This window comes from Mycobacterium zoologicum (assembly GCF_020181635.2).
Classification (GTDB): domain Bacteria; phylum Actinomycetota; class Actinomycetes; order Mycobacteriales; family Mycobacteriaceae; genus Mycobacterium; species Mycobacterium zoologicum.
Genome location: NZ_JAYJJS010000038.1, coordinates 16,723 through 35,934, shown reverse-complemented (window position 1 = coordinate 35,934; position 19,212 = coordinate 16,723). Strand labels below are relative to the sequence as shown.

Sequence of the window (19,212 nt, the reverse complement as noted above, 5' to 3'; positions counted from 1 at the left end):
TGCCTGATGGCGTCGACCCGCTGCGCCCGACTTCGTCGCGCTGGCGATCGCCGCTACGCTCGGCGACGTGGATGTCGACGCCTTCGTGCTGACCCATCGCCCGGCCTGGAATCGACTGGAGTCACTGGTCAAGAGCCGCCGCCGGCTGACCGGTGCCGAGGTCGACCAGCTTGCCGATCTATACCAGCGGGTCTCCACCCACCTGTCGGTGGTGCGATCGTCGTCCTCGGACCCTGCGCTGATCGGTCGACTGTCCAGCCTGGTGGCTCGTTCGCGCGCCGCCGTCACCGGGGCGCACGCCCCGCTGGCCTCGGAGTTCGTCCGCTTTGCGACGGTGTCGTTCCCGGTGGTGGCCTACCGGGCGTGGCGATGGTGGCTGGGTACCGCCGTGGTGTTCCTGGCGGTCGCGGCGGTGATCGCCTGCTGGGTGGCCGGCAGTCCCGACGTGCAGGCGGTGATCGGCACGCCCGCCGAGATCGACCGGTTGGTCGACCATGACTTCGAGGCGTACTACAGCGCGCATCCCGCTGGGTCGTTCGCGCTGCAGGTCTGGGTGAACAACGCCTGGGTCGCGGCCCGCGCGATCGCGTCTGCGGTGCTGCTCGGCCTGCCGATCCCGCTGATGCTGCTGTCCAACGCCGTCAACCTCGGGGTGGGGCTCGGTCTGATGTTCGACGCCGGCCGCGGTGCGTTCATGCTCGGACTGCTCATCCCGCACGGTTTGCTGGAGCTGACGGCGGTGTTCCTGGCCGGTGCGGTGGGCATGCGGCTGGGCTGGATGGTGATCGCGCCGGGCGACCGGCCGCGCGGTCAGGTGCTCGCCGAGCAGGGCCGCGCCGTGGTCGCGGTCGCGGTCGGGCTGGTGGTGGTGTTTGCCGTGGCAGGCCTGGTCGAAGCGCTGGTGACCCCGTCGGGGTTGCCGACCTGGTTGCGGATCGGGATCGGGATCGCCGCTGAGGCAGGGTTTCTGGCCTACGTGGTGCATTTCGGCCGCCGGGCCGTCGCCGCCGACGAGACCGGTGACATCGACAGCGCCCCCGACGTGGTGCCCACCGGCTAGACCGCCCCCGCCCCCGCCCACGCTCCGCCCCCACCCCCGCCCCCGCCGCGAGCGTGCAGAAGTGTTCACCCCGACCTGGGGAAATGCCGGACGTTTGTGCACGCTTGCGGGAAAGATGTCAGAGCCGGCCGGCGGCCTTCATCGCCAGATAGGCATCGGCCAAGGCCGGCGCCAACTCCTCCGGCGGAGCGTCGATCACCTCCACGCCGGCGCGGCGTAACCGGCCCGCGATCGCCTGACGCTGATTGTTGGCGCGTTCCGCGGCACCCGCGTCATACACCGCGGCGGCGTCGGAGCGACCCTGCGCCAACGCCTGCACCCGCGGATCGGCCACCGCGGCCAGAATCACCTGGTGCTCGGCGGTCAGCTTCGGCAGCACCGGCAGCAGTCCCTCCTCCAGGGCGGAGGGATTCAGATCGGTCAGTAGCACCACCAGATGATCGCGGTGCGCCCGCCGGGACAGGGTGGCCAGCATCGCCGCGGCGTCGGACTCGACCAGTGCCGGCTGCAGCGGCGCCATCGCCTCCACCAGCTGGACGAACAGACGGGTCCGCGACGCGCCGAACACGCTTGCCCGGGTCACAGAGTCGTGGGCCAGCAGGTCCACGTGATCGCCGGCGCGGATCGCCAACGCCGCCAACAGCAATGCCGCATCCATCGACCAATCCAGCCGGGGCCAGCCCGCCGGGTCGCGCGACGTCGGGTCGACGCCGATCCGGCCCGCCGCGGTCCGGCCGGTGTCCAGCACGATCACCACCCGCCGGTCGCGTTCGGGCCGCCAGGTCCGCACCACCACCTCGGAGCGCCGAGCGGTGGCCCGCCAGTCGATCGAGCGGACGTCGTCCCCGGGCACGTATTCGCGCAGCGAGTCGAACTCACTGCCCTGACCGCGCACCAGCGCCGGCAGGTTCCCGTCGATCTCGCGCAGTCGGGCCAATCGGGCCGGCAGGTGCCGACGCGACAGGAACGGCGGCAGGACCCGGACCCGACCGGGCACGGTTCGGGATCGTTGCCGCCCGGCCAGGCCCAGCGGCCCGACTGATCGCACCGTGACCCGCGCGGCCTGCTGATCACCGCGCCGGTTTGGCCGCAGCTCGGTCACCACCCGGTGCTCGCGCTGCGCCGCCAGCTCCAGCGGGTGCTCGCGCGGCACCGCGCACGCACTGGGCGGCCACGCGTCCCGCAGCCGGCCCCGAAACCGGCGGCCGCCGTTGACGATCGACATGGTGGTCGGCACCGACTGGCCGAGCCGAACGGAGGCATCCACCGAGCGGTTGATGCGCAACCCGTGCGGATCGGCGGCCAGTGCCACATCGAGCACCACAGCGACCACCAGCCCGGCCAGCAGCACCGCGAACGCGGTCGCCGGCCACGGTGCCAGCGCCACGGGCAGGCCGCAGATCAGTGCGATCAGCGCGGTGCGTCCGGTCAGGATCACCAGCGCGGCACCGGAACCGACGCCAGGATGCCGTCGAGCACACCGTCGGTGCTGGCGCCCTCCAGCTCGGCCTCCGGGCGCAGCATCACCCGGTGTCGCAGTGTGGAGCGGGCCATCGCCTTGACGTCGTCGGGGGTGACGTAGTTGCGCCCGGACAGCCACGCCCACGACCGCGAGCTGGCCAGCAGCGCGGTCGCCCCGCGCGGTGACACACCCAGTTGCAGTGCGGGGGAGTGCCGGGTGGCCGCCACCACGTCGACGATGTAGCCCAGCACCTGGTCGGCCACCAGCACCTGGCGCACCGCGTCGCGTCCCGCAGCCAGGTCCGCGGCACCGGCCACCGCGCTGACCGTGGACAGGTCGTGCGGGTCGAATCCGCGGGCGTGCCGGGCCAGGATGTCGATCTCTGCTTCGCGCACCGGCAGCGGCACATTCAGTTTCAGCAGGAAACGATCGAGTTGGGCCTCCGGCAACCGGTAAGTGCCCTCGTACTCGATCGGGTTCGCGGTGGCCGCCACGATGAACGGGTCGGGCAGCGGCTTGGCGGAACCGTCCACGCTGACCTGGCGCTCCTCCATCGCCTCCAGCAGCGCCGCTTGGGTTTTCGGCGGTGTGCGGTTGATCTCGTCGGCCAGCAGCAGGTTGGTGAAGACCGGGCCGGGCCGGAAGGCGAACGCCGCGGTGTGCGTGTCATAGACCAGCGAGCCGGTGATGTCGCCCGGCATGAGGTCGGGGGTGAACTGGATGCGTTTGAAGTCCAGCCGCAATGCCGCGCCCAACGTGCGGACCAACAATGTCTTGGCCACGCCCGGAACACCTTCGAGCAGCACATGGCCGCGACACAACAGGGCGATCATCAGCCCGCTGACCACCGCGTCCTGGCCGACCACCACTTTGGCGACTTCGCTGCGCACCGCCAGCAGGGCTTCGCGCGCTGCGGTGGCCGCCGGATTCTCCTGGGGATTCTGTGTCACGAGGTGGTGACCTGCCTTTCGATGTCGTCGAGTGTGCGGGCAAGCGAGACCAGTGCGTCGTCGGAGTCCGGCGCGGGACCGAACAGGATGTGCCACAGCAGGTTCGGGTTTCCACCGATGCGCCCAGTGACCGTTGCGATCAGTGCTTCGGGATCCGGTGCGGGCCCCAATCCCAGTCGGGGGGCGAGCCGACGCAGGGTCGCGGTGCGCAGCGCGAGGGCGGCCCGATCGCGGGCCCGGCGCGAACGATAGAGCCGACCGAGTCCCTCAACGGTCTCAGAGGCGCGCACCACCACCGGCAGCAGCTCGGCGACCAGGGGTCCGAGCCGGCGTCCCTTCCACACGGCCGCCAGCGTCAGCGCGACGCACAACTGCCAGAACAGCCAACGCACGCCGTTCGGAATCAGATCGGAAATCTTTGCCGCTGCCTGTCTTCCACCTTCGACGTGTTGTGGCGCGTACCAGATGAGGCGATCCCGCGCACCCGCAAGGTTCAATGCCAGTGCGGCATTGCCCTCGCGAGCCAGGTCCGCGTTGGTCATAAAGGATTCACTGCCGACCACCGTGACGGTCTGATCGCCGCGGTGGAAGCGCACCAGCGCACCGGCGTAGCAACTACGCACCGCCTCACCCTGTTTGCCGACATAGGTTGCGGTGGACCGCAGATCGACTGTTCCGGCGCGTTCCGCCGCGCGCATCCGGCAGTCGGGCTCGGCGGTGAAAGCCCGCATCGGGCCGGCCTGGATCGCCGGCGCAAGCGCGTCGCGCGCCCGGGGGCTGGGTGCGATCAACAGCCGATCGCCGGGCACCTTCGCCAACCGCTCCAACAGTTCTTCGTCGGTGATGCGCATGGTTTCGGCGACCAGCACCAGGGTGTCCGGGCGAGCGTGGCGTTCGACGTCGGCGACGGAGCCGGCCACCACCACGTCAACACCGCGGTCGCGCAACAGTGTCACCAGCGCGTGTGCGCCGTCGGGTCCGGTGGCGTGCGGATCCATTCGGCCGCCCGGCCGGGGGCTGGTCAGATACGTGCCCACGGCGGCCGCCGCGACGATCGCCGCCAGCGCCGCGGCGACCCACAGCCACGTCCGCCGGGTCGCCATCACCGGAGTTGCCGCCGCTGCGCTGCGCCGCGCACCTGCTCGTCGAGCCCGGCGATCATCCGGTAGCCGTCTGCGGTGGCCGGCAGATCGCCATAGTTGACGTCGTTGAATATCTCAGCGGCACGGGATAATTCACTCGCCAGATCGGGAAGGACCGCGCCGGCGTCGCGGCTCAGCTCGGTGGCCGTCCGCGCCGGGGCAGCCGGAATCACCCCGGCCTCTTCGAGTTCGCGGGCCACCGCCCGCAGCCGGTGCCGGATGGCCTGCGCCCAATCCCCGGCAGCCGCGCAGCGCAGTGCGGTCGCGCGGTGTTCGGCGGCGCTGAGCCGGGCGGTACCGAACACCGGTCGATCCCGGCGGCCGTCACGCAGGGTGCGCCGGGCGACCCGCACGGCGACCAGCACCGCCACCACGAGCAGGATCAGCAGCAGGCTGATCGTGAACCAACCGCCGGGCAGTTCGGTTCCTTTGAGCACCAGCCGTCGCACCAGGGTCTCGAGGTAGTCGAGGAACTGTTGCTTGGGCGAGGGTCGCGGGTAGATCGGTTTGCTCAGTTCGCGTTCCGCGGCTTCGCGGGCGGTTTCGCTGTCGATGTCGACGCCCGTCACGACGCCGCCGTCACCTGCGGGTCAGCCACAGGCCGTCCGTCGACCCGGGGTACGGCCCGCCTATCGCGCCGGTTCGCAGCACCAGATCGAACGCCTCGGCCCGGATACGGCGGTCGGTGTAGAGCAGCACCGCCACGCCGGCGCTGAACGGCAGCACGATGATCTGGCCGATCGTCGCACCGACCCGGCCGAATACGCTCAGCTGCGCGAGGCCGGACGTGACGTCGGCGCCGTGGGTGAAGATCATGCCGAGCATCTCGAACGGGAACGCCACCGCGCTGCTGATCACCGAAGCGATCAGCCCGGTCAGGGCCATGATTCCCAGTACCCGCCAGAAGCTGTTGCGCACCAAGGCATATGAACGGCGGATCGCCTCGAACACCGGTTGACGTTCCAGCACGATCACCGTCGGCGCGAACACCAGCGCCGCGTAGCCGAACCCCAGTGCACCGATCAGCCCCAGCATCAGCGGCAGACCGATCAGCACGGCGGCGCCCACTCCTGCGGTCGCCCCGGCGGAGACGATCGCCGCGACCACCACCGCCAACAACAACATCGCGGCCACACCGAAGAGTGCGGCCACGCCGATCAGTGCCGCGAACCGGTTCCGTGCGATCGCCCAGGCCTCGCCGATGGTGATCGGCGACCCGAACACCGCACGCCCGACCACGGCGGTGAGCATGCCGGTAAGCACGATCGTGCCCAGTGCGGTCACGAGGCCGGCGCCGATGATCACGGTCAGCCATGGCACCACATCGCCCAATGACGGCTCCGTCGATTCGTGAGACGGGCCGAGGGCCGACAACAGGCCGACCTGGGCGAACCCGTTGAGGATCTGGGTGGTCACCACCACGATCGCGGTCAGGCCGAGCACCACCTTGGGGTTGGCCCGGACGTAGCCGACCGCCCCGTTGTAGAGCTCGGTGAGGCTCAGCGGGCGCAGCGGGATCACCCCGGGCTTGAGTTCGGGCTGCGGGTAACCGGGGGGCGGGCCGAAATAGCCGGGCGGGGGCCCGTAGTAGCCGGGCGGGGGTCCGTAACCGGGTGGGGGATAAGCCGGGTAGCCGGGCGGCGGGCCGTAATGGCCGGGTGGCGGGCCGTAACCGGGCGGTGGCGGGTTCACCATAGGACTGAGCGTAGCGTTATGCGGCATGGCGGAACTCAAGTCGCAGTTGCGGACGGACCTGACCACGGCGATGAAGGCGCAGGACAAACTGCGTACCGCGACCCTGCGGATGTTGCTGGCAGCGATCCAGACCGAAGAGGTCTCCGGAAAGCAGGCTCGGGAGCTGACCGACGAAGACGTGCTCAAGGTGCTGGCGCGCGAGGCCCGCAAACGTACCGAGGCGGCCGAGATCTACACCGAGAACGGCCGCGGCGAACTGGCCGCTGAAGAGCACGCCGAGGCACGCATCATCGAGGAGTACCTGCCCACGCCGCTCAGCGATGCCGAACTGGTCGACGTCGTCGACACCGCCCTCGCGCAGGTGGCCGAGGAGATCGGGGAGCGGCCGCACATGAAGCACATGGGCCAGGTGATGAAGGCCGCCACCGCGATCGCCGCCGGCAAGGCCGATGGGTCCCGGCTGTCGGCCGCGGTCAGGGAACGCCTGTAATTCTGGGCTGATGGCACGCATCGAGGACTACGCGCTACTCGGTGACCTGCATACTGCGGCGCTGCTGGGTCGCGACGGCAGCATCGACTGGCTGTGCCTGCCCCGGTTCGACTCCCCGGCGTGTTTCGCCGCGCTGCTGCACGACGAATCCGCCGGGTTCTGGCGTATCGCCCCGGCCGGCGGCGGGCCGGCCACCCGACGCGGCTACCGCGGCGACACCCTGATCGTCGACAGCGAGTGGGACACTCCGACCGGCACCGTGCGGATCACCGACTTCATGCCGCCGCGCGGGAAGGCCGCCGACGTCGTCCGAATCGTCGAAGGGATGACCGGTCGGGTGTCGATGCGGATGGATCTGGTGATCCGGTTCGACTACGGCAATGTGGTGCCCTGGATACGACGCAGTGACTACGGGCTGATCGCGGTCGCCGGCCCGGACACGGTGTGTCTGACCACTCAGATCGAGATCCGGGGCGAGAACCTGACGACGGTCGGTGAGTTCGAGGTGTCCGCCGGCGAAAAGGTGCCCTTCGTTCTCACCCACACGCCGTCGCATCTGCTGCCGGATGCCGTACGTGCGGAAGCGCAGCGCGCGCTGGCGAAGACCGAGTCGTTCTGGCGCAACTGGATCGACCGGTGCAGCTATCGGGGTCAGTGGGATGATGCCGTGCGCCGGGCGGTGATCACCCTCAAGGCGCTCACCTACGCCCCAACCGGCGGGATCGTCGCCGCTGCCACCACATCACTTCCGGAATGCATTGGGGGCGCTCGTAATTGGGACTACCGATACTGCTGGCTGCGTGATGCCACCTTCACCCTGCAGGCGCTGATCGGCACCGGCTACGTCGACGAGGCCAAGGCCTGGCGGGAGTGGCTGGTGCGTGCGGTGGCCGGCGACCCGGCCAAACTGCAGATCATGTACGGCCTCGACGGTACCCGCCGGCTGCCGGAGCAGACGCTCGATTGGCTGCCGGGGTACGAGGGTTCGGCGCCGGTGCGGATCGGCAACGAGGCCGCGGGACAGTTCCAGCTCGACGTCTGGGGTGAGGTGCTCGACGGGCTGAACCTGGTGCTGGATTCCGGATTGGAGTGCGAAGACACCGCCTGGGACATCCAGTGCGCCCTGCTGGACTTCCTCGAGGGCCACTGGGACAAACCCGACGCCAGCCTGTGGGAAGTGCGTGGCCCGCAACGACATTTCGTGCATTCGAAGGTGATGGCCTGGGCCGGGGTGGACCGTGCGGTGCACGCCATCGAGGCCCACGGCCGCCAGGGCCCGGCAGCCAAGTGGCGGGCACTGGCCGATACCATCCACGCCGACGTCTGCGAGCACGGCTTCGACGCCGAGCGGGGCACGTTCACCCAGTCCTACGGGTCGCCCGGTCTGGATTCGGCGTTGCTGCTGATTCCGCGGGTAGGTTTCCTGCCGTGGGACGACCCGCGGGTGGCCGGGACCGTCGACGCGGTGCAGCGTGAGCTGTCTTGTGACGGCTTCCTGAAGCGTTACCAGACCGACGAGGGCTCGGTGGACGGCCTGCCCGGCACCGAGGGCGCGTTTCTGGTGTGCACCTTCTGGCTGGCCGACGCGCTGCACGGCATCGGCCGCCGTGACGAGGCCCGCGAACTGTTCGAACGGCTACTGGGCCTGCGCAACGACGTGGGGCTGCTCAGCGAGGAGTACGACACCCTCGCCGGCCGACAGGTCGGCAATACGCCGCAGGCGTTTTCGATGGTGGGGCTGGTCAACACCGCGCGGGCGTTGAGCGGCGAGTCGACCCGGACCCGGGCTCGGTGAGCCGGGGCGCCGGTCCGGCCAACCCACACGGCTAACATCGCCGGGTGGGTCCAGTTTCGCGCGAGGTTCGACGCCTGGCCGCTCCCGACATGGCCACCCGGTGGGCGTGGATACCCGCCCTGCTCGCCGCCGCGCTCACAAGCGCCGGCGTGGTGTTCGCCGGACCGGCGCCGGCCAGCCCGACGGCAGGCATGGAAGTCGGCGACGACAGCAGCGTGTGCACCGCCGGATTTGCCGCCCAGGACCGCTTCGGCGACTACTACCTGCTGACCAGTGGGCATTGCGACGCCGGCGACTACTCGGAATGGACCGATGCCGATGCGGCCCCACTGGGCCGGATCTTCGCCAGTGAGAACAACGGCGACGACCGCGACGCGGCCATCATCCGGCTGCGCCCGGGAACGCCAGCGCCCAACGGCGGCGTCGACGGGCGGTATCACATCCGGGATGTGTTGCGGCCCGACCAGATTCAGGTCGGCATGCCGTTCTGCAAGGTGGGTTCGCAGTCCGGGGAGACCTGTGGTGAGGTGACCGAGATCGCCGGCAACGTGTTCACGACGAACCTGTACAGTATCGAAGGCGACAGCGGCAGTCCGGGTTTCGTGAAGAACCCGGACGGCACGATCAATGCGGCCGGAATCCTGATGGGCGGTCCCGAAGACGACGACAACATCACCACGTTCGTGATGGTCGAGCCGCTGCTGGGTCGCTGGCGGCTGCACATCCTGAACTGAGGATGGCCGGCGTGCCCAAGTGCGTCCGCTATTCCGCTACGCGGAAATACGGTTCGACCGTGCCGTTCAGCTTGACGACCATCGGATTTCCGCGGCGGTCCTTGGCGGTGGGGACTTCCACACGCACCCACCCCTCGGCCACGTCGTATTCGTACACATTGGTCTTCTCGGCGCCGTTGAAGCGAATACCCACGCCGCGGCGGAGCACCTCTTCGCTGTAGAAGGCGCTGCGTGGATCGACGGAGAGGTGATTCGGTGGAACGTCGGTGTTCTGGTCCTCGGACATGATGGCCTTCGTTGAATGCGCGGAATACAACTGCAACAACCTAAGTCGGGGTGACAGGATTTGAACCTGCGACCTCTTCGTCCCGAACGAAGCACGCTACCAAGCTGCGCCACACCCCGTGGCCGTCTCATAGATTACAGCACCGCCGGTGAGGGCATATACGCGGTATTCCCTGGCCGTCTGTGCTGGTCACGATGACACCGCCGGGGTCACACCGGGGTCACATGAGGCCAGCCGCTGGGCTTCCAGGGCCTCCGACACCGTATCCAGGGTGTCGGGCAGCAACGACCCGTAGATGTCGGCGGTGACGGCACCGGAGGCGTGCCCGGCGGCGAGCTGCACCAGCTTGAGATTCGCTCCGGCCGCGATCAGCAGGCTGATGCCCGCCGACCGGCAGTCGTGCACGGTGATGGCTGGGAAGGTGTCGTCGGCCTTGCGGCATCGCATCACGGCCGGATGGAACACCCGCCGACGCCAGTTATTCACGCGCCACGCCTCGCCATCCGGCCCGCCGAACAGCAGATCGTCGCGAGACTTCCCGGCAGCCAGCCGCGACAGAGGCTCGACCAGGCTGGCGACCAGAGGAATCGAGCGCGACTCGTAGGTCTTGGTGGCCGACTCGACCATCCCCGAGCCGCGCACGTAGCTAATCGACCGCGAGATGTTCATCCGCTTGCGCAGGAAATCGACGTCAGCCACGCGCAACCCGGCCAGCTCACCGGCCCGGATACAGGTATAGATCAAGGTGTTCACGATGATGGCGTCGTCGCCGCATTCGGCAGCCAGGGCGGCGACCTGCGGATGAGTCAGGTACCGCTTGACCTTCGGCGTGCGCCGGGGAGCGCGGACACCGGCAGCCGGATTCGACGGGATCAACCCATCTTCCAGCGCGGCAGCCAGCACACCGCGCAGGACGCCGAGTGCGTTCTCCACGGTGGCAGCCCCGGCCCCATTGGTCGCCATCGCCGCGATCCACGAGCGCACCGCCGAGGGCCGGATCTTGCCGACCTCGACGTCCTCCCACCGCTCCTTAACGTGTGCATTCCAGGCGGTCAGCCGGGTTGCCCTGGTGGTCGCCTTGATGTGCGTCTGCCCGTCGCGCCACGACGGATACAGCTTGCCCACGGTGATCTTCCCGGCGCTGGGATCGACCCAGGTTCCCGACGCCACCTTGGTCTCTACCGTGGCGGCGTAGAGCCTGGCCTCCTTTAAGGTCGAGAAGCCCTTGCGCTGATGCTGACGGTCGTCAGCATCGCGATACCGGACCTTGTACCGCTGGCCGGTCTTGGTGGCGTACTTCTCAATGCTGGCCATCACTGACCGCCGATCCGGGCGGCGATCTGGTCGCGTAACTCGCGGGTGACCTCGCCCAAGCGTGCGGTGTCGGCGTCGGTGCCCGCCACCCGATCCCGCTGCGCCGTGAACCCCCGGCCCCACAAATCGACCGAATGCCGGATGAGGTCGGCCAGCGAGATGCCGAGCGCGCGGGCTGCCCGCCGGTCAACCAATCCGGCCTGCTCGGTCGCGGTCAGCATGGTTGGCACGCGGGCTTTGGTCACGCCGAGCTTCGCCGCCGCGTCGGCCAGATCGGTGTACCCGTGCCGCCGCGCCAACTCGGTCGGGGTGACCGGCGTATCGGGCTGCGGTGCCAGCGCCGCACCGGCCAGCAGGTCGGCCACGTCCGTCCTTGTGCCACCGGCGATTTCGACGGGTGTCTCGGTCGCCAGCAGGTCGGCCAACGTGATCGGTTGGTCAGCCGCATTCGCCAGGGCCTGGGCGACGGCGACCAATGTGGTGAGGGTCAGCTCCACCCGGCCCGCCTCAAAGTCGGCCACTCGCCCGGCCGACCATTTGAGCCCGCATCGCTTCGCCGCGATAGATAGGGCCTCCAGGGTGACCCCGGCCTCCTTCCGTATGCGTCTGGTATTGGACCCGGCGACCTGGGCCGGGGTGGATGCCCATCGGAGTTCGGCGGGGAGTTTCACGGCAGGTCGCCCGTCCGGAGCGCCATAGACAGGCTCGCCCAGCTGGCCGCATCCTTCGCGGCCTGCGGGCCGCGCGCCTCGTCAAAGTGCGCGAAGAACTTCACCCGGCGGATATCGAGTTCGTTGTTGGTCTCGATGCTGAACCGCATGGCGATTTCGCGCAGCAGCGCGTCGAACGGGCCGGGTACGCCGGACAGCTTGCCGCCCAGGTGCTGACGGGCGTACTCCCACATCTGCTCGTAGTGGTCATCGACCCATTGCTCCGCCAGGCGCGCGACCTGTTGCTCTTCGCCGTCGCTGAGGACATACGGCTCGGTATCGATGATCAGGTGCTTGCCCATGGCGTGCGTTCCTTCCGGTGCGGTGACACCCGCTGCTGCGGGATGACACGAACGATACATGACAAATCACCTGACACACAAGGTGCTAGTACCTGTAATCGTCCGACACCGCAGGCCAGACCATAGTAATGAAATTCCTGCGCCTGATCCGAGCTGATACGGTGGATCTCGCGACACCGCACACCGCCCGCCGCTGAAACAGGAGGCTGACCAACATGAACGACAACACCCCGACCATCAAGCCGGTGTTCTACACCCCCGACGAGGTCGCCGCGCTGCTGCGCACGACCGTAGGCCGACTGCGATCCTGGCGGCACGAGGGCGGTGGACCCGTCTACGCGAAAGTCGGTATCCGCGTGATGTATCCGATCGCGGAGGTCGAGAAGTTCATCGCCGCCATCACCGTGTCCCGTGACTGACCCCGGATAGCCGAATGGCCGGACCCGAAGAGTCCGGCCACCCGATCCGCCCGCCATCCGGCCCCGCTGAAAGGTCCACGATGAACACCGCCGAGTTTACCAGGGCAGCCATGCCGCTGGAATCATTGCGCGCCAACGCAATCGAGTACGCCGAGCGCGGTTGGCACCTGGTGCCGCTCAAGACGCGACTCAAAGAGCCCGCCATCCGACGCTGGGCTGACCGGCCGATGAGCGTGCAGCAGGTCGCCCGATGGTGGGACGCCAACCCGCGCAACAACATCGGGACGTTGATCCCAGACGACCACATCGTGCTGGACATCGACCCCCGCAACGGCGGAGCCGACAGCCTCGCCACATTGGTCTCCGCACATGGGGAGCTGCCGCCGACGTTGACCTGTTGGTCGGGTCGAGGCGATGGCGGGCGTCACCTGTGGTTCCGGCTGCGGCAGCCAATGGGGATGCAGCGCCAGGTGCTGGCCAACCTGCCCGGTATCGACGTCAAGTTGCCCGGCCGGGGTTACGTGGTCCTGCCACCGTCGATTCATCCGAAGACCGGCCAGCCCTACCGCTGGGAGCCGCATCCGGTGGCGGATCTCCCGGCCGCGCTTCTGGGATCCGGCTTGCCCGCCGTCAAATCGAAGACACGCGGCCGGGATGCGGATCGCCCACGGCGGTATTTCAGCGTCGCGGATCTGATGGCGCGGATCCAAGCTGCACCGGTTGGCGAGCGCAACGGCGTGCTATTCCGTTCGGCCTGCGATGCCCAGCGCCAAGGCGATTACAAGTTCTTCGAGAAGTACCTGATCGAGGCCGCGACCAACGTCGGCTTGGAGGCCGAAGCCATCTTGGCGACCCTCAAATCTGCCCAGCGCCGCGTCCACGGATAGGAACCCGCGAGATGACCACCAACGGGTCGGCCACCGCCGAATACCAGGAACTCGTCACGTACGAGCTGACGCGGATGCTCGCCAAGCAGGACGCGCAACGGCGGATGGTTGGTGGCGACCGGCGCGTGCCGCTGGCCGAACGCGAGATTACCGACGAGGCGTTCTCCCGGCCACCCGCCGAACCGCTGATTGGAAACCTGCTGTACCGCAACACGATCACGCTGTGGTTCGGCGCGGAAGGCACGTTCAAGTCGTTTATCGCGATGGGGGCGGCATGCGCGGTCGCCACCGGCCAGCCGTGGTTCGGCCTGGACCCTCTGCCCGATCAGGCCGACTGCCCGGTCGATGACACCGACACCGACGACCCGACCAAGCGCAAGGTGTTAAAGGCAGCCAGAGGCGAACATGTCGTCTACATCGCCGCCGAGGGCGGCAGCGGCATCCGGTGGCGTGCGCGCGGCTGGGCCGAACAACTCGGCTACCGGTGGTCGGACGTGACCAAGAACCTGACGATGTACGACGGGTTCGACCTCAACAGCGACGAGGACATGCGCGAGCTGGCCGAGCTGATGCGCGAGCGCCGAACCGCCCTGCTGGTGCTGGACACCAAACGACGGGTGTCGCCCGGCGTGCCGGAGAACGGCAACACCGAACAGGAGTTGATCTACCGCCGGGTTGAGGATCTGCAGCGCGAGACCGACGCCGCGATTCTGGTGGTGCATCACTCAAACAAGGTCGGTGAGGATCTCGCCGGGGCGGGCACCTGGGCGACGAATCCGTGGCAGGTCGCCAAGATCGCCCGGCCCAGCGCGGGCATGGTGGCCGAGCTGCACCAGCGCAAGACGAAAGACATGCGATGCCGCCGGTTCGCGTTCGACCTCGAACCGCACACGGAGTTCATCACGCGGCCCGGTGATCGGCTGCCAGAAGACGGGGTGTTGGTGGCGCGGCCGAGACGCAACAAGGCCACCAGCCGGGCCGAGCACACCAACGCCAATGCCGCGCGCGGTGTGACGGCAGCGGCACGCAAGCGGATCGACGCGCTGTGGGCCTGGCTGCCGCTGCAGAAAGACCTGCCCGTCAAGAGAGACGGCACCCCCAACAAGGCCGAAATCATCAAGCGATTCAAGAGCGCGGGCGGCGAAGCCGTGTACGTGGGTACCGCGAACTCAATGATTGACGCGTTCTGGCGGGGTGAGCCATGCCCGGAGTGACGTCTTGCCGGTGTCTTGCCATCTTGCTGGCAAGCCTTGCTGGCAAGACAGCAAGGTCTCGCCGTGGTGTCTTGCGGCTTGCTTGCTTGCCAACACCCCCGGAGGGGGTGGCAAGCAAGCAAGCAAGCAAGACGACGCGGACCCCGCCACGGGCACCCCCACCACATTGGCCGCCATAACCGCACCGACCACCAACGCCTCAACCCGAAAGGACCAATCCCATGAACACATTAACCGCGCCACCTGACCTGAGCCGAGCGGCATTCGAACGGGTGCTTAATGAGCATCGCACCCTAACTTCGTTCGGGTATTACAGCAGCCTCCGCAACCATGACCGCGAGCGCGCAGAGTTGCTCGGCGCTTATTCACGGGTGCATGTCATCGCCGAATGGCTGCTAGCCAACGTCGGCAAGATCAGAACGCCGAACCAGAGCAGCTATAGCATGAAACACCGCGCTGAAAATGCCTTGGACGACGCCGTGGACGGATATGTCTCCAACGGCGAATTGATTGCTGCCGCGCTGCTGGCCGGGTACACCATGCGTACGCCCCGGTGGGTAACGGCGAACGTCGGATTGGGTATGGCGCAACGGGACATCGACAAGTTGCGTGACGCCGAGAATGCCGGATATCGGCGTGGCCGGGGACCCAGCGGTTTACCGCTGTCGCCCAGGGTCGGTGTGTCATGAGATCCGCCAAACCGAAATACGGCGGGCAGCCAAGCCACCGCGACGGCCAGCACCCGCTGGCGCAATCCATGCGCTTTGTGCGGACCTGGCTGCTGAATGGTCCGCTCGCGCACCGCGATTTGGAAAGCCTCGCATCCGAACGGGGTCTCAACTCCGCGCGGCTAGCCGAAACCCTGGCCGCATTGGGCGCTCGCGGCGAGATCACCGCAACACCAACCCGCATCTATTCGCTCGTGGGGGTAGTGAAATGACCACCACCGACCGGTGCGACCGGTGCGCACCGGTGCGGAAGCGACTACGCACCAGTGCGACCGGTGCGCGTCCCGAAGGGACGCACCGGCGCACCGGTATAGCGGGCCTGGACCACCCCGGCTCCGCACCGCTGGACCGCCTCGTCGGAGACCCCCGCTGCTCACCAGAACCACCGCAACGAAAGGAGATTGAATTGACCACCACCGACCATGCCCAGCTGAACCGGGCGGCGCTCGCCCGCAGTACCGCAGTCGGAGACAGCCTCGATTCGGCCGCCACCCAAGCCGCCGGGCTGATCCTGGACTGGCTCACGGACGGCCCACTGAGCCTCAACGAGCTGGACAGGCTCGCACAGGAACGAGGGCTGTCGTACCAGCGGGTCCGCGAGGGCCGCGAGACGTTGGTCAAGGCCGGGCGAATCCGCCTGCGCAACCGTCGATTTGAACTAACCAGGAAGGCAAACTAATGCTCTATCACGAAGATGATCCGCGTCCCGAGCTGCACATTGGGGACGCCACCGAGCTGGGCGGCATCATGGCGGCCCACATGATTCGGGCTGTTGCGGAGGGCAAGCCCGACGAGGCCGAACAACTCTGGCTCAACGCTCAAGCGGTGGACGGCGGGCGGCACCTGGTGGCCGCCCTGGCGAACATCGCCGCAGGCGCTCTGACCGAGGCGGTAGAGGCGATCCGGCTGACCGGCTCGTATGACCACGTGCCATCCGTCGGTTGGCTGTGCGACGACCTGCGCCGCCGCTACCGGTTCAACCATGAGGCAACCGAACAGATCAACAAGATGACAGGAGAGCAGGACTCATGACCAAATCCACACCCAGCACCCCCGACGCGGCCCCGGACGCCCCCGCAGAACCCGACCCGGCCCAGGTGCCGGCCGAGGGTTCCGAGGCCGCCGGAGACCAAGACGGGCACCAGGACGACCCCGCCGCCGACGACGACGACACCGACGCGGCAGACCCGGCGCTCAAGAAGGCTCGCCAGGAGGCGGCGGCGACGCGCGTCAAACTCCGCGAGACTGAGGCACGCGCCGACGCCGCCGAACAGGCCATCGTGAACCACGCGCTGGAGCAGGCCGGGCTGGCCCGGAAGCTGTGGGACGCCGGAGGCGTGACGCTGGACAGCCTCCGCGACGACCAGGGGGCGCTGACCGTGGCGGCCGTGGTTGAGGCCGCCGGGAAAGTCCGGGCTGAGTTCGGACTCGGCAGCCCTGGTGTGCCGCAACCTAACCCGCAGCAGGGTAATCCCTCGCAGGGACGCGGCGGGTCGGGGTTCGCGGACGCGTTCCGCAGCTGAACCGTGTTTCACTGGAAAGTGTACGGGCCGGGGTCACCTCGACATCGGCTTCCCCGGCCCGTACACCATCCAAAGCGCCAGGCGCGCAACGGGAATCGGCAGGCCGAACCCGCACGGAACCCCCAAATCCATTGATCGTGCCTGACTCGCTTTAAGGAGCAATCAACATGACTGTCAAAGTTACTGCCGACGTCGGCAAGCCGTACGCTGCCGACGTCCACACGTTCGCGCTGTCCGACGTGGTCGGAGACGCGGCGATCCTCAAGCACTCGACCGTCTCGGGCGAGATCCACGGCGACGAGCCAGCGCTGCGGATCGGTTACGCCGGTTCGGCGACCGCCACCGTCGTCGCTGAAGGCGAAGAGATCCCCGAGGTCGATGTCGACCTGGACGAGCTGGTGGTCCAGACGGTCAAGGTGGCCTCGCTGATGACCTACTCGCGGGAGCTGGGGCGTCAGCCCAAGTCGCCCGACGAGCTGGCCCAGGCGATGGCTCGGGCGGTCCGCGAGAAGCTCGACCTGCTGTACCTGGCGCAGGCGGCACCCGTGTCTCCGGCCGTCTCCCCGGCCGCTGGCCTGTTCAACACGGCCAGCATCCAGTCGCAGACCGCCGTGTCCGGCAGCTTCGACAAGCTGATTGACCTGCGGAGTGCAGTCGAGGTGGCGGGCGGCCAACCCAGCGCCTGGATCGTCGCGCCGACCACCATGGCGGCGCTGGCCAAGTTCAAGGCCGGAACCGAGCTGAACTCGTACCTGCTAGGCGCAGGCGTCGAAGCCGGTCAGATGCAGCTGCTCGGTCTGCCGATCGAAGTCAACAACCAGATGGCGGCGAAGTCGGGTCTGCTGGTGTCGAAGGCGGACATCTACTCGGCCGTTTCCGATATCGAACTGGCTATCTCGGACCACGCCGCTTTCGGCAAGGACAGCACTCAGGCACGCGTGACCGCGCGCATCGGGTTCGGTGTCCCGCGTCCGGGTCGCATCGGCAAGTTCACCGTCAGCTAGGACCCAGGGGGAGCCGGTCAGGCATTGGGTTACCGGCTCCCCCTGACCACAACTACACACAGACCGATGGGTAGGTCTGAATCAGGCAGAGCTACCCATCACCAACTCCCCACAAGGCGGAGGTGAGTTTCGGGGGTCGCGTCCACGCCACGCGTTTGAACTTGGGGTGATAACGCGCGGCGGCGGCCCCAATCACTCTCCTTTCGGCCTTCGCCGAGTGGGTCGAGATTCGACCCCTGGTTACTGGCCTCCAGCCCGGTGACCAGGGGTCGATTCGTAACTGACGAAGGGAATTGAGATGGCTAGCAGGAAGATCGCCAAGGACGGCCGCCTAGGAGCGTCATCGCGGGCGAAGATCCGCGAGCGAGTGTGGGCCAGATCGGATAAACACTGTCACTGGTGCCGAATCGCGCTCATCAAGACGACCGGACGGCCGGAGACGTTTGTGGTCGATCACGTCAACAGCGTGCACGGCGGTGGCTCGCAAACCGACATCGAGAATTGCGTGGCGGCCTGCTACCGCTGCAACTCGCTGAAAGGCGATTTAAGTGCGGACACGTGGGCAGCCGTGATGTCTCGGTTCCGCATTCGCAACAAGGTGGCGGCTGGGCTGCCGGTCAAAGTGAGCCGCGCCGACGTACTCAGCTGGGTGCAGGAGCAAGGCGGCGAGCTGGGCGGCAAAGTTGAGTTCGTCACGCAGCGGCGATGGTGGAGCGACGAGGCCGACGCCAAGATCACCCAGGCGTTAGCGGCAGTCGGATATGACCGGGGGACCGGGGGGAAGGAACCTTCCTAATACCACGCGACTATCCATACGGGCAGTAGCCGCTGTGTGTGCAACTAATTCCCGTCCACAGGAGACCTTCTCGGGCACCGAATACCACGAGACCCTCTCCGATTCGCCGGAAGGCAAGGGAGAGGGTCGCGCGGTATATCGGGGAGGAGCCCTAGCAGTGTGGGTGGTCAGGCGGTGCGCTTGGCGGCAGCCATCCGGGTCCGCTCCAGCTCACGGGTGGCGACCTTAACCGCCTTGTCGATGAGCTTCGGCCGACCGGCCAGCTGCGCGGCGACCAGCTCCCGCACCTGCTGGCTGGTGGTCGAGCCGTCCGCCTCTGCGGCGACCAGGCGACCGACGTTCCCCGCGTGCCTGGCGTCGTGACCGGGACGGTATTGCCCGCCGCCGGTCATCTCCTTGCAGCCGCATCCGCACTGGCGCATGACCTTGGTCCGGCGCTTCGGCTTCGCCTCCCCATTGGCCGCCGCCACCGGGGCCTCGATCACCACGTCGAGCTGGACGCCGGTCACCACGGTTCCTCCCAGAGCCTCGACCCCGGCCTTGTTGAGATCGCCGCACGACGTGATCAAACCGAGCTTGTCCAGCCGAGCGCGGCTGGCGTGGTGGATCTTCTGGCCATCGGCCAGCTTGCGCAGGTTGGCGAGGTCCTTGGCGGTGGCGATGTCGGCGGTCATCATGTCCTGCTCTCTCTCGGAGTTGGT

The 19,212-nt window shown here is 67.9% G+C and carries 24 protein-coding genes and 1 tRNA gene; 14 read left to right on the top strand and 11 right to left on the bottom strand.

The features are described 5' to 3' along the window. Positions 1-67: 67 nt before the first annotated feature. Positions 68-1,060, top strand: a complete 993-nt coding sequence (locus K6T84_RS21890) for a stage II sporulation protein M (protein ID WP_224863291.1) — start codon at positions 68-70, stop codon at positions 1,058-1,060. Between the two features lie 118 nt (positions 1,061-1,178). On the opposite strand, the gene K6T84_RS21885 is transcribed toward K6T84_RS21890, so the two are convergent. Genes K6T84_RS21885 through K6T84_RS21865 form a run of 5 tightly spaced genes read right to left on the bottom strand, consistent with a single transcriptional unit; the run spans position 1,179 to position 6,336 of the window. Then, positions 1,179-2,498, bottom strand: a complete 1,320-nt coding sequence (locus K6T84_RS21885) for a DUF58 domain-containing protein (RefSeq protein WP_225400861.1) — start codon at positions 2,496-2,498, stop codon at positions 1,179-1,181. Further along, positions 2,495-3,472, bottom strand: coding sequence for an AAA family ATPase (locus tag K6T84_RS21880; RefSeq protein WP_224863287.1), 978 nt, complete (start codon positions 3,470-3,472; stop codon positions 2,495-2,497). Before K6T84_RS21880 ends, K6T84_RS21885 begins: the two co-directional genes overlap by 4 nt. Continuing rightward, positions 3,469-4,575: a DUF4350 domain-containing protein gene (locus K6T84_RS21875; protein ID WP_225400860.1), complete on the bottom strand. Its 1,107-nt coding sequence runs from the start codon at positions 4,573-4,575 to the stop codon at positions 3,469-3,471. The genes K6T84_RS21880 and K6T84_RS21875 overlap by 4 nt, the downstream gene beginning before the upstream one ends. Next, positions 4,575-5,183 (bottom strand): DUF4129 domain-containing protein, encoded by a 609-nt coding sequence (locus tag K6T84_RS21870; protein WP_225400859.1) that lies wholly within the window; start codon positions 5,181-5,183, stop codon positions 4,575-4,577. The genes K6T84_RS21875 and K6T84_RS21870 overlap by 1 nt, the downstream gene beginning before the upstream one ends. A 10-nt stretch (positions 5,184-5,193) precedes the next feature. After that, entirely contained in the window at positions 5,194-6,336 is a 1,143-nt protein-coding gene (locus K6T84_RS21865; protein WP_408066165.1) for a DUF7847 domain-containing protein, read from the bottom strand. Here K6T84_RS21865 and K6T84_RS21860 point away from each other — a divergent pair. From K6T84_RS21860 to K6T84_RS21850, 3 genes are all read left to right on the top strand, one after another. After that, positions 6,335-6,799, top strand: a complete 465-nt coding sequence (locus tag K6T84_RS21860) for a GatB/YqeY domain-containing protein (protein ID WP_224863280.1) — start codon at positions 6,335-6,337, stop codon at positions 6,797-6,799. The two genes, K6T84_RS21865 and K6T84_RS21860, sit on opposite strands and share 2 nt — an antisense overlap. 10 nt (positions 6,800-6,809) lie before the next feature. Then, entirely contained in the window at positions 6,810-8,594 is a 1,785-nt protein-coding gene (locus tag K6T84_RS21855) for a glycoside hydrolase family 15 protein (protein WP_224863277.1), read from the top strand. An 89-nt stretch (positions 8,595-8,683) separates the two neighbouring features. Next, positions 8,684-9,328 carry a S1 family peptidase gene (locus K6T84_RS21850; protein WP_408066167.1) on the top strand — a complete coding sequence of 215 codons (645 nt, stop codon included), beginning with the start codon at positions 8,684-8,686 and terminating at the stop codon, positions 9,326-9,328. Between the two features lie 28 nt (positions 9,329-9,356). Here the strand turns inward: K6T84_RS21850 and K6T84_RS21845 are convergent, their stop codons facing one another. The 5 genes from K6T84_RS21845 to K6T84_RS21825 all read right to left on the bottom strand — a co-directional run bounded on the left by K6T84_RS21845 (position 9,357) and on the right by K6T84_RS21825 (position 11,940). After that, complete coding sequence (locus K6T84_RS21845) at positions 9,357-9,614, bottom strand: DUF3297 family protein (protein WP_224863273.1); 258 nt, start codon at positions 9,612-9,614, stop codon at positions 9,357-9,359. A 45-nt stretch (positions 9,615-9,659) separates the two neighbouring features. After that, a tRNA-Pro gene (locus tag K6T84_RS21840) sits at positions 9,660-9,733 on the bottom strand. 70 nt (positions 9,734-9,803) lie between these two features. After that, complete coding sequence (locus K6T84_RS21835; protein WP_225400857.1) at positions 9,804-10,928, bottom strand: site-specific integrase; 1,125 nt, start codon at positions 10,926-10,928, stop codon at positions 9,804-9,806. Beyond that, a complete protein-coding gene (locus tag K6T84_RS21830) occupies positions 10,928-11,599 on the bottom strand; it encodes a hypothetical protein (protein ID WP_329786844.1) in 672 nt (223 codons plus the stop codon). Before K6T84_RS21830 ends, K6T84_RS21835 begins: the two co-directional genes overlap by 1 nt. After that, positions 11,596-11,940, bottom strand: a complete 345-nt coding sequence (locus tag K6T84_RS21825) for a hypothetical protein (RefSeq protein WP_225400855.1) — start codon at positions 11,938-11,940, stop codon at positions 11,596-11,598. Before K6T84_RS21825 ends, K6T84_RS21830 begins: the two co-directional genes overlap by 4 nt. Positions 11,941-12,155: 215 nt before the next feature. Between K6T84_RS21825 and K6T84_RS21820 the strand changes: the two genes are divergently transcribed. The 10 genes from K6T84_RS21820 to K6T84_RS21775 all read left to right on the top strand — a co-directional run bounded on the left by K6T84_RS21820 (position 12,156) and on the right by K6T84_RS21775 (position 18,511). Beyond that, positions 12,156-12,359, top strand: coding sequence for a helix-turn-helix domain-containing protein (locus K6T84_RS21820; protein ID WP_225400854.1), 204 nt, complete (start codon positions 12,156-12,158; stop codon positions 12,357-12,359). Positions 12,360-12,439: 80 nt separating this feature from the next. Further along, positions 12,440-13,246, top strand: coding sequence for a bifunctional DNA primase/polymerase (locus K6T84_RS21815; RefSeq protein WP_329786843.1), 807 nt, complete (start codon positions 12,440-12,442; stop codon positions 13,244-13,246). Positions 13,247-13,257: 11 nt separating this feature from the next. Next, positions 13,258-14,460 (top strand): AAA family ATPase, encoded by a 1,203-nt coding sequence (locus tag K6T84_RS21810; RefSeq protein ID WP_225400852.1) that lies wholly within the window; start codon positions 13,258-13,260, stop codon positions 14,458-14,460. 221 nt (positions 14,461-14,681) lie between these two features. After that, a complete protein-coding gene (locus K6T84_RS21805) occupies positions 14,682-15,149 on the top strand; it encodes a hypothetical protein (protein ID WP_225400851.1) in 468 nt (155 codons plus the stop codon). Then, on the top strand, positions 15,146-15,400 hold the full coding sequence (locus K6T84_RS21800; protein WP_225400850.1) for a hypothetical protein: 255 nt from the start codon (positions 15,146-15,148) through the stop codon (positions 15,398-15,400). Before K6T84_RS21805 ends, K6T84_RS21800 begins: the two co-directional genes overlap by 4 nt. Before the next feature lie 194 nt (positions 15,401-15,594). Further along, positions 15,595-15,867, top strand: coding sequence for a hypothetical protein (locus K6T84_RS21795; RefSeq protein WP_225400849.1), 273 nt, complete (start codon positions 15,595-15,597; stop codon positions 15,865-15,867). Then, entirely contained in the window at positions 15,867-16,220 is a 354-nt protein-coding gene (locus K6T84_RS21790; RefSeq protein WP_225400848.1) for a hypothetical protein, read from the top strand. Before K6T84_RS21795 ends, K6T84_RS21790 begins: the two co-directional genes overlap by 1 nt. Next, entirely contained in the window at positions 16,217-16,711 is a 495-nt protein-coding gene (locus K6T84_RS21785; RefSeq protein ID WP_225400847.1) for a hypothetical protein, read from the top strand. The genes K6T84_RS21790 and K6T84_RS21785 overlap by 4 nt, the downstream gene beginning before the upstream one ends. 167 nt (positions 16,712-16,878) lie before the next feature. Next, positions 16,879-17,715, top strand: a complete 837-nt coding sequence (locus K6T84_RS21780) for a phage major capsid protein (RefSeq protein ID WP_225400846.1) — start codon at positions 16,879-16,881, stop codon at positions 17,713-17,715. A 298-nt stretch (positions 17,716-18,013) separates the two neighbouring features. Next, on the top strand, positions 18,014-18,511 hold the full coding sequence (locus K6T84_RS21775; protein ID WP_225400845.1) for an HNH endonuclease: 498 nt from the start codon (positions 18,014-18,016) through the stop codon (positions 18,509-18,511). A gap of 167 nt (positions 18,512-18,678) precedes the next feature. Here K6T84_RS21775 and K6T84_RS21770 read toward each other — a convergent pair whose 3' ends face one another. Beyond that, positions 18,679-19,188 carry a hypothetical protein gene (locus K6T84_RS21770; RefSeq protein ID WP_225400844.1) on the bottom strand — a complete coding sequence of 170 codons (510 nt, stop codon included), beginning with the start codon at positions 19,186-19,188 and terminating at the stop codon, positions 18,679-18,681. Between the last annotated feature and the right edge of the window lie 24 nt (positions 19,189-19,212).